Source organism: Plantibacter sp. MDV22-iso1 (genome assembly GCF_058408345.1).
In genome coordinates this window covers 74,408-87,785 of the sequence record NZ_JBZVDY010000003.1, presented here as the reverse complement: position 1 = coordinate 87,785, position 13,378 = coordinate 74,408, and the positions used below count along the sequence as shown (strand labels likewise).

10 protein-coding genes and 1 pseudogene are annotated in these 13,378 nt (G+C 69.7%); 9 read left to right on the top strand and 2 right to left on the bottom strand.

Annotation, left to right across the window (positions count from 1 at the left end; genetic code table 11):
- Window positions 1-93: 93 nt before the first annotated feature.
- The 3 genes from AC4PMY_RS15290 to AC4PMY_RS15280 all read left to right on the top strand — a co-directional run bounded on the left by AC4PMY_RS15290 (window position 94) and on the right by AC4PMY_RS15280 (window position 2,990).
- Window positions 94-882, top strand: coding sequence for a hypothetical protein (locus AC4PMY_RS15290; protein ID WP_079707117.1), 789 nt, complete (start codon window positions 94-96; stop codon window positions 880-882).
- 102 nt (window positions 883-984) lie between these two features.
- Window positions 985-1,254, top strand: a complete 270-nt coding sequence (rpsO, locus tag AC4PMY_RS15285; RefSeq protein ID WP_056012204.1) for a 30S ribosomal protein S15 — start codon at window positions 985-987, stop codon at window positions 1,252-1,254.
- Between the two features lie 248 nt (window positions 1,255-1,502).
- The gene (locus tag AC4PMY_RS15280; protein ID WP_071262327.1) at window positions 1,503-2,990 is read left to right on the top strand and encodes an amino acid permease; all 1,488 of its coding nucleotides are present in this window, start codon (window positions 1,503-1,505) and stop codon (window positions 2,988-2,990) included.
- 144 nt (window positions 2,991-3,134) lie between these two features.
- Here AC4PMY_RS15280 and AC4PMY_RS15275 read toward each other — a convergent pair.
- Window positions 3,135-3,620 (bottom strand): annotated as a pseudogene (locus tag AC4PMY_RS15275) (DedA family protein); the annotation flags it as partial.
- 117 nt (window positions 3,621-3,737) lie between these two features.
- On the opposite strand from AC4PMY_RS15275, the gene AC4PMY_RS15270 reads away from it, so the two are divergent.
- Window positions 3,738-4,658 (top strand): NADP-dependent oxidoreductase, encoded by a 921-nt coding sequence (locus AC4PMY_RS15270; RefSeq protein ID WP_491623127.1) that lies wholly within the window; start codon window positions 3,738-3,740, stop codon window positions 4,656-4,658.
- Here the strand turns inward: AC4PMY_RS15270 and AC4PMY_RS15265 are convergent.
- Entirely contained in the window at window positions 4,648-5,760 is a 1,113-nt protein-coding gene (locus AC4PMY_RS15265; RefSeq protein ID WP_071262385.1) for an acyltransferase family protein, read from the bottom strand. The genes AC4PMY_RS15270 and AC4PMY_RS15265 overlap by 11 nt on opposite strands.
- Before the next feature lie 117 nt (window positions 5,761-5,877).
- On the opposite strand from AC4PMY_RS15265, the gene AC4PMY_RS15260 reads away from it, so the two are divergent.
- From AC4PMY_RS15260 to AC4PMY_RS15240, 5 genes are all read left to right on the top strand, one after another.
- Window positions 5,878-6,960 carry an FUSC family protein gene (locus AC4PMY_RS15260; protein WP_491623126.1) on the top strand — a complete coding sequence of 361 codons (1,083 nt, stop codon included), beginning with the start codon at window positions 5,878-5,880 and terminating at the stop codon, window positions 6,958-6,960.
- A 301-nt stretch (window positions 6,961-7,261) separates the two neighbouring features.
- Window positions 7,262-9,553, top strand: coding sequence for a polyribonucleotide nucleotidyltransferase (locus AC4PMY_RS15255; RefSeq protein WP_491623125.1), 2,292 nt, complete (start codon window positions 7,262-7,264; stop codon window positions 9,551-9,553).
- A 255-nt stretch (window positions 9,554-9,808) separates the two neighbouring features.
- A complete protein-coding gene (gene pdhA / locus AC4PMY_RS15250; RefSeq protein WP_121291759.1) occupies window positions 9,809-10,957 on the top strand; it encodes a pyruvate dehydrogenase (acetyl-transferring) E1 component subunit alpha in 1,149 nt (382 codons plus the stop codon).
- Window positions 10,954-12,000: an alpha-ketoacid dehydrogenase subunit beta gene (locus AC4PMY_RS15245; protein WP_491623124.1), complete on the top strand. Its 1,047-nt coding sequence runs from the start codon at window positions 10,954-10,956 to the stop codon at window positions 11,998-12,000. The genes pdhA and AC4PMY_RS15245 overlap by 4 nt, the downstream gene beginning before the upstream one ends.
- On the top strand, window positions 11,997-13,355 hold the full coding sequence (locus AC4PMY_RS15240) for a dihydrolipoamide acetyltransferase family protein (protein ID WP_491623123.1): 1,359 nt from the start codon (window positions 11,997-11,999) through the stop codon (window positions 13,353-13,355). Before AC4PMY_RS15245 ends, AC4PMY_RS15240 begins: the two co-directional genes overlap by 4 nt.
- The last annotated feature ends 23 nt before the right edge of the window (window positions 13,356-13,378 follow it).

Below are 13,378 nucleotides of genomic sequence, written 5' to 3'. Positions count from 1 at the left end.
CCGCCTCCGTCGTTCCCAGGCTCGGCGCCCCGGTCTTTGGGATACTGGTGGCGTGCGTCGCCGTCCGGCGTCGCCGGAGGGAGTGGTGGCCAGGTGATCCCCGGAGCGCGTCGACTCGGTTCGCTGCTGCAGCGTGCCGCTCGTACCGCGGCGCTCGCCGTGGTGGCGGTGTCGATCGGTGCAGGATCCGTCGTCCTGCCGCTCGCCGCATCCGCTCCCGCGTCGGCCGCCGGCACTGGGACGATCGAGAGCCCGACCGACGGCGACACCGTCTACCGCGTCGACTACACCCTGGACGGCGAGCAGGTCAGCGGATTCGACGTCACCGGCACCGCCGACCCGGGTGCCGACGTCGTGCTGTCCTACTGGCGCTCGATCGACCTCTACGACTCGGCGAAGGCCTGCTTCAGCAGCTCCACGGCCGATGATGCGTCGTGCGACCTGCAGTCCACCGGCGGGACGGGGGCGACCGAGTTCCGCTTCGACGGGCAGCCGATCGAGATCGGGAGCGACGGCGGATGGTCCACCAGGATCAACATGACCCAGTGGCTTCGCGGAGCGGACGCGGGGGAGTACGACATCACCCTCGCCCTCGTGTCGACGAACGCCGACGGCGGGGCCACGCTCGGCGACCCGGTCCGGCTCGTCTACGACTCCACGACGACCGCCGAGGCGGCGGAGGCGGCCGCTGAACCTGCGCCGAACGCCGGTGCCGGACCGCCGCTCTGGGTCTGGCTGCTCCTCGCCTTCCTGATCCTGGACCTCATCGCGCTCGCCCTCATCCTCGTGCTGCGTCGCCGACGCCGGGTTGCAGCCAGCGAAGCGGAGGAACGGGCGAACGCGAAGCGGCGCTCGACGCACCGCGAACCTCCCACGCTCTGAACCTGCTAGAATCACAAGGTTGCCGTCGAACGGCCGCGGATCAAGAGAGCCCACGCATCAGGCGACGGGCACCGCGCAACGAACAGAGAGGGGATCACCACTATGGCGCTTGAAGGAGACCGTAAGAAGGCGATCATCGAAGAGTACGCAACCCACCCAGGTGACACCGGATCCCCCGAGGTCCAGGTGGCGGTCATGACCCGCCGCATCAAGGACCTCACCGAGCACCTCAAGGAGCACAAGCACGACCACCACTCGCGTCGTGGCCTGCTGCTCCTGGTCGGACAGCGTCGCCGCCTCCTCGGCTACCTCCAGGCCGTCGACATCGAGCGCTACCGCTCGCTGATCGAGCGCCTCGGACTCCGCCGCTAGGCAGCACTCTGAACCCTCCGCCAGCTCACGAGACCCACGGTCCCTGAGCCTGTCGAAGGGCGCTGACACCGCGAGCTTCTTCGTGACGGGCCGTCATCCTCCGGGATGGCGGCCCGTTCGTGTTCGATCAGGAACGCTGCAGCTGGAGAACATCCCGTCTGCGACTCGACCTCGGCCTGCTCATCTGGCAAGGTCGAGAGTCGGCTTCGAGCGAGGCCACGAGGTACCGCACCACGGCAAGGAGCACCATGAGCATCTGGCGGACGAAGAGCATCGAGGACTCCCTCGCGGATTCCAGCGTCGAAGGGCGCAGTCTGAAGCGCACCCTCGGCACCTGGGACCTCATGATCATGGGTGTCGCGGTCGCGGTCGGCGCCGGCATCTTCTCCGTCGGAGCCAAGGCTGCGGGCAACTACGCGGGCCCGTCCGTGTCGCTCGCGTTCATCCTCGCGGCCGTCACCTGTGCCCTCGCCATCATGTGCTACGCGGAGTTCGCCTCCACGGTGCCCGTCGCCGGCTCCGCCTACACCTTCACCTACGCCACCCTCGGTGAGCTCCTCGCGTGGATCATCGGATGGGACCTCATCCTGGAGATGCTCACGGCGGCCGCCGTCATCGCCAAGTACTGGGGCATCTACCTCAGCAACGTCTTCCTGCTCTGGGGCTGGGACGTGCCGAGCGAGCTCGACGTCTTCGGGCTCAAGGTCAGCTGGGGCGCGTTCGTCATCGTCGCGATCTTCACCACCCTGCTCGTCCTCGGGACGAAGCTGTCCTCGCGTGTCGCGAGCGTCTTCACGATCATCAAGGTCGCGATCGTCATCTTCGTCATCGTCGTCGGCGCCTTCTTCGTCAAGGCCGCGAACTACACGCCGTTCATCCCCGACGAGGTCCCGACGAAGGGCGGGGCGTCCGACGCCTGGTCGCAGTCGCTGTTCTCCTTCATGACGGGGGCAGCGCCCGCGCAGTACGGCGTCTTCGGTCTGCTCGCCGGTGCCTCACTCGTCTTCTTCGCCTTCATCGGGTTCGACGTCGTCGCCACGAGCGCGGAAGAGGTCAAGAACCCGCAGCGCAACCTGCCACGCGGCATCTTCGGTGGCCTCGCCATCGTGACCGTCCTCTACGTCGGGGTGAGCCTCGTCCTCACCGGCATGGTGCCGTACACGACGCTCGCCGAGGCTGAGGACCCCTCACTCGCGACGGCGTTCATCGCGGTGGGCGCGGACTGGGCGGCGCAGGTGATCTCGATCGGCATCCTCGCCGGCCTGACGACCGTCATTATGGTGCTCCTGCTCGGCCTCGCCCGCGTGGTCTTCGCCATGAGCCGCGATGGCCTGCTCCCGCGCTCGCTCAGCGTCACCTCCGAGAAGCGCAAGACACCCGTGCGGGTGCAGCTCATCGTCGGCGCGCTCGTCGCGCTGATCGCCGGCCTGACCGACGTGGGCATCCTCGAGGAGATGATCAACATCGGGACGCTCTCCGCGTTCGTGCTCGTCAGCATCGCCGTGATCGTACTGCGGAAGAAGTATCCAAAGCTGCCGCGCGCATTCCGTGTACCGTGGTCGCCGTTCCTCCCGATCCTCTCAGCGGTGCTCTGCGTCTGGCTCATGCTCAACCTGACGACGCTCACCTGGGTGCGGTTCCTCGTCTGGCTGGCGCTCGGCTTCATCATCTACTTCGCCTACAGCCGCCGGCACTCCATCGTCGGCAAGAAGGCGCGGGGCGAGCTCGTCGAGTGAGGCCAGTGGTCGTCGCCGTCGTGCGGCCAGGGCTGCGCTGATGCGGTCGACGGCCACGCCCAGGCCGACGGCGACGACGATCGAGACCGCGGTCGCGAGTACCGGCTGATCCGGGAGGAACCGGCCGACGACGGCTCCGACGCCCACGTTCCACAGTGCCCAGGCGAGCCCTGCGAGGACGGTGATCGGAAGGTACCGACGGGCGCGGAGCCCACTCGCCCCGGCGACGAGGTTGACCGCGATGCGCGCGAACGGGATGTAGCGCGCGGTGAGGATGGCTGCAGCGGCACGGCGCTCGAGGGCGACGCCCGCACGTCCGATCGCGCCCGCGACCCGCGGACGCCGCATCCAGGCGAACCGTGTGGTCCCGATCCTTCGTCCGAGGAGGTAGCAGGACACGTCGCCGGTCACGGCGCCCGCCCAGGCCACGCCGATGAGGAGGGCGAGGCCCGGCGAGCCGCTCGACGCCGAGATCGCTCCGAGCGCCGTCACTGCGGTCTCGCTCGGAAGGACGACCAGGAAGGCGTCGGCGACCGTCAGCAGGTACAGCGCCGGGAACACCCAGCCGGACGCGGCGATCTCGAGCAACCACGCCGTGATCGCCGTCTGCAGCTCATCGACCCATGCCATGCCCGTGATTCTCGCTCGGCCGGGTGAACGGCGCGTGACGTCCCCTGCGGCCGGGGTGGTCCTCGCCTGGGAAGCGTGTGAGCATGGAGGTCGGCGGAAGCCGGCGGAGGAGGCATCATGGCGAGGTTCGTGCGGTTCGACCGGTTCGGTGGCCCCGAGGTGTTCCACCTCGTCGAGGGCGACATCCCGGTGCCCGGCCACGACGAGGTCCGCGTCCGTGTCCTCGTCGCAGGCCTCAACCCCGTCGACCACAAGCTCGCGGCATCACCCGAAGCGCTCGCCTCCTTCGGCCGGGACGTCCCGAGCGGGAACGGCAACGACTTCGCCGGGGTGGTGGACGGCGTGGGGAGCGGCGTCCAGGGATTCGCGACGGGCGACCACGTCTACGGCGGACACCGGTTCCACGCCCAGGCGGACTTCCTCATCGCTCCGGCCGGCATCCTCCATCATGTGCCGGACGGTCTCACCATCGAGCAGGCCGGCGCCCTCGACATCGCGGGACGTGCGGCGATCGCATCGGTGGCCGCCGTCGGCGTCCAGCAGTCGGACACGGTGCTCGTGAGTGCTGCGGCCGGCGGGGTCGGCGTGCTCGCGGCGCAGCTCGCCAGGCGGACGGGCGCGGTCGTGCTCGGCACCGCCGGTGCGGCCAACCAGGAGTTCCTCCGCGGTCTCGGCATCATCCCCGTCCAGTACGGCGACGGCCTGCGCGAGCGTGTCCTCGAGGCGGCCCCCGGCGGGATCACCGCCGTCATCGACACGCACGGCCGGCCGACCCTCGAGCTGGCGCGCGATCTCGGCGTCGCGCCGGAGCGGGTCAACACGATCGCGGACCGCCCGTTCGCCGCCGAGCACGGCTTCCGCGGCGTCGGCGGACAGGACGCGACGCTCGACGAGCTGGCAGCGCTCGGCGAGTCGATCGCGCGGGGTGAGATCGTCCTCCCGATCGACAGCGTGTGGCCCATCGAGCGGGTCGTCGACGCCTACCGCCACCTCATCGACGGTCACGTCCGCGGGAAGGTCGTCCTCGTCACCTCGTGACGTCGCGGCGCGATCCGGTCGGGTCGCTCCGAGGGGGCTCCGGGTCGAAGGCCCGCTTGCGACTGAAGATGAACGCCGCGCGGGGTTCGATGAGCGGTCTCGTGATGCGGCGCACGGGTCCGCTGGAGAGCACGATGACGATCAGGACCGACAGCACCAGCAGGCCGACGAGCACGAGGTCCGGGTTGCCCGTGTCGGTGAGGACGCCCGATTCTCGCAGGGGGTAGAGCACGAAGGAGTGCAGCAGGTAGACGTACATCGTCGACTGTCCGTACCGGGTGATCCAGGACTGGCCGCGGGGGACGAGCACGAAGAACGCCGCGGTGAGGACGACGGCCAGCAGGATGGCCGCGAGTCGCACCAGGCCGCCCGTCCCGTCCTCGTTCCCGAGCGCGGTGTACCCCCGGTCGTAGAAGAACCAGTAGCGCAGGTCGATGCGGCGCCACAGGTCGATCCCGAGGACGAGGACGACCGCCCACGCGATGAGGACGACGGCGGCGGCGATCCGGATCCACCAGGCCCTCGTACGGACGAGACGCCAGCGGTCCACGAGCCGCCACCGGTTGATCTGCCACCCGAGCACGAAGAACGGCAGGATCCCGAGCGCGCGCGAGAGCGAGAACGTGCTGTCGACGTTGTCGAGGTAGCCGACGCCGATCGAGATCACCACGCTCCAGAGCAATGGCCAGCGCAGGAGGGCGAGATAGGGCAGGACGAGGCGGAAGATGCCGAGCGCGAGGAGGAACCAGAGGGTCCACGACGGTTGGGTCGGGTTGAACGCGCGTTTGCCCTCGACGAGGAACTGCACGAGGGACCAGATCCCCTCCATGATCAGGTAGGGCACGAGGATGTCCGTGATCACCCGACGCATCTGTCGTCGTCCGGGAGGGGCCGACTTCGAGAAGTACCCGCTGATGATCGCGAACGCCGGCATGTGGAAGGCGTAGAGGAACAGGTACACGACGAGCGCGGGGTCGGACTCGGAGGTCAGACGCTGGATCGCGTGGCCCATGACCACGAGCGTGATGCACGCGAAACGGGCGTTGTCCCAGAACGGGACGCGCTGCTTCGGGCGAGCGGCTGCCGGCGCGGGATGCGTCAACGTCACCTCCTGGGGTCCGCACCAGCGTAGCCCGGGGCGGCCCGCGCGACGACGGGGCCCGGGCACCCGGCTCAGGATGGCGTAGCGTTGGATGGTTGCACGAGAGCGGAGGACCGGATGGCTGAACGCGGTCTGAAGACCTCGCTGATCAGCTTCGCGCCATCGCCCAAGCGCTGGCCGGCCGCCCTCACTGCCGCGATAGCGATGGCCGTGCCGGTCGCGGTCGCGACGTTCTTCGGACTCACGCCGCTCGGCCTGCTCACCGGCCTCGGGGCGTTCACCGCGCTCTACTGCGCGCCGCTCAGCCGCCGGGACCGTCTGCGGGTGCTGCCGCTCATCGGAGCAGGGCTCGTCACGGCCGCGGCGCTGGGTGTCACGATGTCGGGTTCTCGGCCGCTGACCGCGGCCGGTCTCATCGTCGTCGGGTCGGTGGTGATCTGGCTGGTGCAGGGCATCGTCCTCGGCCCTCCGGGCGCGCTGTTCTTCATCCTCGTGTTCGGCATCGCCGGCCACCTGACCGCGCCCGTCCCGATCGGCGGCGCCGGGCTCGACGGCGGACTGGTCATCCTGCTCGTGGCGGCCGGTTCCGCCTTCGCCTTCCTGGTGGTCGTCGCGCCGTTGCTCGTACCGGCGGTCCGCCGCGGCGCGGGGAAGCCGACGCCGATGCGCGTGCTGTTCCCCGAGTACCGGCTGAGCGCGACCGACCGCCGGATCGCGACACGCCTCACCGTCGCGCTCGCGATCAGCGCGGTCCTCGGAGCGGTCCTCGGCCTCGGTCACGGGTACTGGATCGCCGGGTCCGGCGTCGCGATCCTCAGCGTCGGGCACTCGCGCACCCTGAGCGCGACACGCGGCGTGCACCGCGTGCTCGGGACGGTCGTCGGCGCCGGGATCTTCCTCGCCGTGGCCTCGCTCCAGCCGCACGGCTACGTCCTCGCCCTCGTGCTGGCCGCCCTGCAGTTCACGATCGAGCTCGTCGTCATCCGGCACTACGCGTTGGCGCTCGTCTTCATCACGCCGCTCGTGCTCATCATCAGCACGTCCTCGTCGAAGCAGCCGGTGCTCGCGATCGTGGGGGAGCGTGTGCTCGACACCATCCTCGGAGCGGCCGTCGCGATGCTCCTCCTGCTCGTGTCCTGGGGACGCGATCGCCGCCGCGCGGCGTCTCCGGCCTCTCCCGGCACCCCGCCCATCACCTGAGGATCCGTGTCGTTCCGGGGATCGCCGAACCCCCCTCTGCTAGGCTGGCCGACGGCGGACCGTGATGGTCCGCTCCGCGCACAGCCAGCCGACAGGAAGCTGGTCCTCGGTGGTGTATCCCTCGCGATCCGCGGGTGGTGTTCTACTGGTGGCCAGCCAAGTCCCGGAAGACCGGGCGGCTTGAGCAAGTACTGCGGCTGTGTTGCGCGCTGCATCATGCACGACCGCGCTCGACGGCGCGTCCATTCGGGACGCGCGGCCCGTCACTCGACGGGAGCGCACACGTACGAAGGAGAGACCTGTGGAAGGTCCAGAAATCAAGTTCGCCGAGGCCGTTCTCGACAACGGCAAGTTCGGCAAGCGCACGGTCCGGTTCGAAGCCGGCCGCCTCGCGCAGCAGGCCCAGGGCGCGATCGCCGCGTACCTCGACGAGGAGACCATGCTCCTCTCGGCCACCTCGGCCGGAAAGCACCCGAAAGACAACTTCGACTTCTTCCCCCTCACGGTGGACGTCGAGGAGCGCTCCTACGCCGCCGGCAAGATCCCCGGTTCGTTCTTCCGTCGTGAGGGCCGCCCCTCGACCGAGGCGATCCTCGTCTGCCGCCTCATCGACCGGCCGCTGCGCCCGTCGTTCGTCACCGGCCTCCGCAACGAGGTCCAGATCGTCATCACCGTCCTCTCGATCGCTCCGGGTGAGTTCTACGACGCCCTCGCGATCAACGCGGCGTCGATGTCCACCCAGATCTCGGGTCTGCCGTTCTCCGGTCCGATCGGCGCCGTCCGTCTCGCGCTGATCCCCGGCCAGGCCGGCGAGGCCGACCAGTGGGTCGTCTTCCCGAAGGTCGATCAGCTCGAGGAGGCCGTCTTCGACATCATCGTCGCCGGTCGCATCGTGACCGACGCCAACGGCAACGAAGACGTCGCGATCATGATGGTCGAGGCCGAGGCCACCGAGAACAGCTGGAACCTCATCAAGGGCGGCGCCACGAAGCCCGACGAGGCGGTCGTCGCGGCCGGTCTCGAGGCCTCCAAGCCGTTCCTCAAGCAGCTCGTCAAGGCGCAGAGCGAACTCGCCGCTCAGGCGGCCAAGGAGATCGCGGCCTACCCCGTGTTCCTCCCGTACACGCAGGAGAGCTACGACACCGTCGCCGGTCTCGCGCACGACGAACTGGTGAACGTTTACCAGATCGCCGACAAGATCGAGCGCCAGAACGCCGACGACGCCCTCAAGGACCGCGTCAAGGCGGAGATCACTGAGCGCGTCGAGGCCGGTTCGCTCGACGCCGAGGTGCTCACGCAGTTCTCGGCGGCGTACAAGTCCGTCTCGAAGGTCGTCATGCGCGGCCGTGTCCTCCGCGAGGGCATCCGCATCGACGGCCGTGGCCTGACCGACATCCGTCCGCTCGACGCCGAGGTGCAGGTCATCCCGCGCGTCCACGGTTCCGCGATCTTCCAGCGCGGCGAGACCCAGATCCTGGGTGTCACCACGCTGAACATGCTCAAGATGGAGCAGCAGATCGACTCGCTGTCGCCCGTCACGAAGAAGCGCTACCTGCACCACTACAACTTCCCGCCCTACTCGACCGGCGAGACCGGCCGGGTCGGTTCGCCGAAGCGTCGCGAGATCGGGCACGGCTTCCTCGCCGAGCGCGCCCTCGTGCCGGTGCTGCCGAGCCGTGAGGAGTTCCCCTACGCGATCCGTCAGGTCTCCGAGGCCCTCGGGTCCAACGGTTCGACCTCGATGGGTTCCGTCTGTGCCTCGACCCTGTCGCTGCTGAACGCCGGTGTGCCGCTCCGCGCACCCGTCGCCGGTATCGCCATGGGCCTCATCTCCGACGTCGTCGACGGTGAGACCCGCTACGCGGCGCTCACCGACATCCTCGGCGCCGAAGACGCCCTGGGCGACATGGACTTCAAGGTCGCCGGTACCTCCGAGTTCGTCACGGCAATCCAGCTCGACACGAAGCTCGACGGCATCCCGACCTCGGTCCTGACCGGTGCGCTCCAGCAGGCCAAGGACGCCCGCACGACGATCCTCTCCGTGCTGAACGCGGCGATCGACGCTCCCGACGAGATGGCGCCGACCGCGCCTCGCGTCATCAGCGTCCAGATCCCCGTCGACAAGATCGGCGAGCTGATCGGCCCGAAGGGCAAGACGATCAACTCGATCCAGGACGAGACCGGCGCCGACATCTCCATCGAGGAGGACGGCACCGTCTACATCGGCGCCGTCGACGGCCCGTCGGCCGAGGCCGCTCGTGCCCAGGTCAACGCGATCGCGAACCCCACCAACCCGGAGGTCGGCGAGCAGTTCCTCGGAACCGTCGTCAAGATCGCCGCGTTCGGCGCGTTCGTCTCGCTGCTCCCGGGCAAGGACGGCCTGCTGCACATCTCCGAGGTCCGCAAGCTCGCCGGTGGCAAGCGTGTGGAGAACGTCGAAGACGTGCTCGGCGTCGGCCAGAAGATCCTCGTCGAGATCACGAAGATCGACGACCGCGGCAAGCTCTCGCTCGCTCCGGTCGTCGCCGATGAGGCTGACACGCACGGCAGCGACGCTGCCAGCGAGGGCCCTGAGGCCCCGGCCGAAGGCTAGATCTCGGTCGAACGGTCGTTTGCTCGGGAGGGGACTCCAGAGCAGGCCCCGGCCGAGGGCTAAGCCGCAGGCTGCACCCGAACGCCCGTCCCGCTTCCGCGGGGCGGGCGTTCGCCGTTGCGCGGAGTGTCGACGGTTGAGCGCCAGGGTGATCCGGCGTAGCCTCGGACCACCTCGCGACGACGCGAGGGCACGGCATCGCTCACGAGGCACCGCCGTGAGGTCACCGAACTCAAGGCGGCGTGCATCGTGTCGATGGAGACTCACACCCAATTCCCGCAGGATTCCGACGAGCGGGGCGGTGATGCACGCGAACCGGTCCCGGTCGACCACGGGTGCGTCCAGCTCCTCGATCCGGACGGCGTCCGCCAGGAGGACGCCCTGTACGACCTCTTCGTCGCCGACCTCGGTCACGCCGAGCTGCTCGCGCTCTACGAGGACATGGTCGTCACGCGACGCATCGACACGGAGGCGACCGCCTTGCAACGGCAGGGCGAGATCGGTCTGTGGCCGCCGTCGCTCGGGCAGGAGGCCGCCCAGGTGGGGTCGGCGCGGGTCCTGCGGCGCGGGGACTTCGTCTTCACGAGCTACCGCGAACAGGCCGTGGCGTACTGCCGTGGCGTCGAACTCGACCAGTTGATGGCGATGTGGCGGGGGACCGCGCTGTCGGGCTGGGACCCGTTCGCGGTCGGCATGGCGACGCCGGCGGTCATCATCGGTGCCCAGACGCTCCATGCGACGGGCTACGCGATGGGCTGTCAGCGCGACGGGTCCGACGCGGTGGCCGTGGCCTACTTCGGCGACGGCGCGACGAGTCAGGGCGACGTGAACGAGGCGCTGGTGCTGGCCGCCAGCTTCCAGGCACCCGTGGTCTTCTTCTGCCAGAACAACCAGTACGCGATCTCCGAGCCCGTCGGGCTGCAGGCCCAGCGCCCCATCGCGGACCGGGCGCCGGGCTTCGGGGTGCCGAGCATGCGGGTCGACGGCAACGACGTGCTCGCCGTGACGGCGGCGATGCGGATCGCCGTCGACCGCGCACGTTCCGGTGGTGGGCCGACCTTCATCGAGGCCGTCACCTACCGCATGGGGCCGCACACCACCTCGGACGATCCGACGCGGTACCGGGACGAGAGCGAGGTCGCGTCGTGGCGTGCGAAGGATCCGATCGCCCGGCTCGAGCGTCTGCTGGAGTCCGAGGGGGCCCTCGATGAGACGGCCCGAGCCCACGTCGCGTCCGTCGCCGACGCCGCGGCCGCCCGGGTCCGTGCGGGGTGCCTCGCCTTGCCTGCCCCTGACCCGCTCTCGCTCTTCGACGAGGTCTACGCCACCGCCCACCCCGGGCTCGAACGGCAACGCGAGGAGTACCGCTCGTACCTCGCGATGTTCGACGGTGGTGCCCGATGACCACGCTCACCCTCAGCAAGGCGATCAACGCCGGACTGCACCACGCCCTCGCCGATGACGACCGGGTCCTGTTGCTCGGCGAGGACATCGGCCGACTCGGCGGGGTGTTCAGGGTGACCGACGGTCTGCAGGCGGAGTTCGGTGCCGATCGCGTCGTCGACATGCCGCTGGCGGAGTCCGCGATCATCGGAGCGGCGATCGGTCTGGCGTTCCGAGGCTTCCGCCCGGTGTGTGAGATCCAGTTCGACGGGTTCATCTATCCGGGCTTCGACCAGATCGTCGCGCAGTTGGCAAAGCTGCACTACCGGACGAAGGGTGCCGTGCGGATGCCGGTCACCATCCGCGTGCCGTACGGCGGGGGCATCGGCGCCGTCGAGCACCACTCCGAGTCTCCGGAGGCGTACTTCGCGCACACGGCGGGACTGCGCGTGGTGACGTGCTCCGACCCCCAGGACGCGCACACGATGATCCGTCAGGCGATCGCGTGCGACGACCCGGTGCTGTTCTTCGAACCGAAGCGGCGGTACTGGACGAAGGGCGAGGTCCTCGACGACCTGCCCGCCGATCCGCTCGCGTTCACCCGCGCGCGGACCGTTCGCGCCGGCACGGACGCGACGTTGGTCGCCTACGGTCCGCTCGTCCAGACGGCGCTCGAGGCTGCGGAGGCTGCGGCCGACGAGGGGGTCGACCTGGAGGTGATCGATCTCCGATCCCTCGCACCTCTCGACGTCGACGCGGTCGCCGCCTCGGTCGAGAAGACCGGGCGACTCGTCATCACGCACGAGGCGCAGCGTTCCGGCGGCATCGGCGCCGAGTTGGCGGCCTCGATCACCGAACGCTGCTTCGACCTCCTCGAAGAGGCTCCGGTGCGGGTGACGGGGTTCGACACGCCCTATCCCACGTCGGCGCTCGAGGACCATTTCCTGCCGGACCTCGACCGGATCCTGGACGGGGTGGATAGCGCACTGGGGCGTCGGTCCTCCGCCTCGGCCGCGGGCAGGGCCGAGGCCCGGCCTGTGACCGGTGGGGAGGGACGGCGATGAAGCGGTTCTCCCTACCCGATCTCGGTGAAGGTCTGACCGAGAGCGAACTCGTGTCCTGGCGCGTCGCCGTCGGCGACCACGTCGAGCTCAACCAGGTGATCGCCGAGGTCGAGACCGCGAAGGCGCTCGTCGAACTGCCCGCGCCGACCGCCGGCGTGGTCACGAGGCTCCACGTCGAACCGGGGACGACGGTCCTCGTCGGCGAGGCGCTCGTCGATTTCGCGCCCGATGGTGAGACCGCTCCGCCCCCGTCGGTCCCCGAGGCCGACAGGGCGGAGGTCGACCTCCCGAGTGGGGCGGCGGACCGCGAGCCGGTCCTCGTCGGCTACGGCCCTCGCACGGCGAGCGGTGAACGGCCACGGCGCCGTGCGCGGTCCGTCGACGATGACACACCTGCCCCGGTGCACACCGTACCGGTGCACACCGCCCCGGTGCCGGAGCGTTCCCGGCCTCGCGCGACACCACCGGTCCGGCGACTCGCCCGCGATCTGGGTGTCGACCTCGGAACGCTCGTCGGCACCGGCGTCGGTGGTCGGATCGCGCGTGAGGAGGTCGAGCGCGCTGCGACCGGCCCGAGTGGGCAGCTGCCGGAGCGTGCTCGCGGAGCGGGAGCGGCACCGGCCGGGACCCCAGCGACGCCGGCCTCGGCGGCCGACGGGTCGGTGCGGCGGCCGATCACGGGGGTCAGGCGCCGCACCGCCGAGGCGATGGTGAGCAGCGCGTTCACGGCTCCCCACGTGACGGAGTTCTTGACGGTCGACGTGACGCCGACGATGTCGCTGCTCGATGCACTCGCCCGCTCGCCTCGGACCGGGGACCACCGGGTCAACATCCTGACCGTCCTCGCCAAGGCGGTGTGCATCGCCGTGAGACGCACCCCGGCGGTCAACGCGAGCTGGGACGAGGCTGCCGGGGAGATCGTCGAGTACGGCCATGTCGGACTCGGGATCGCCGCAGCGACGCCGCGGGGACTCCTCGTCCCGAACATCGCTCGGGCGGAGGAGCTCAGCCTGTTCGAACTCGCGGACGCTGTGTCGGACCTCGTCCGCACGGCCCGCGAGGGACGCACCGCTCCGGCGGAACTGCGAGGGGGGACGATCACGATCTCCAACGTCGGCGTCTTCGGCGTCGACGCGGGGACGCCCATCCTCAATCCCGGTGAGGCGGCGATCATCGCGCTCGGTGCCGTCCGTCGCCGGCCGTGGGAGTTCGAGGGGCAGGTCGCGCTGCGACACGTCGTGACGCTGTCGCTGTCGTTCGACCATCGACTCATCGACGGGGAGCAGGGGTCCCGGTTCCTCGTCGACCTCGGGACGATGCTGTCCGATCCGGCGATGGTCCTGACGATGGTGTGATCGTCGAGTCCAGGCCCTCGCGC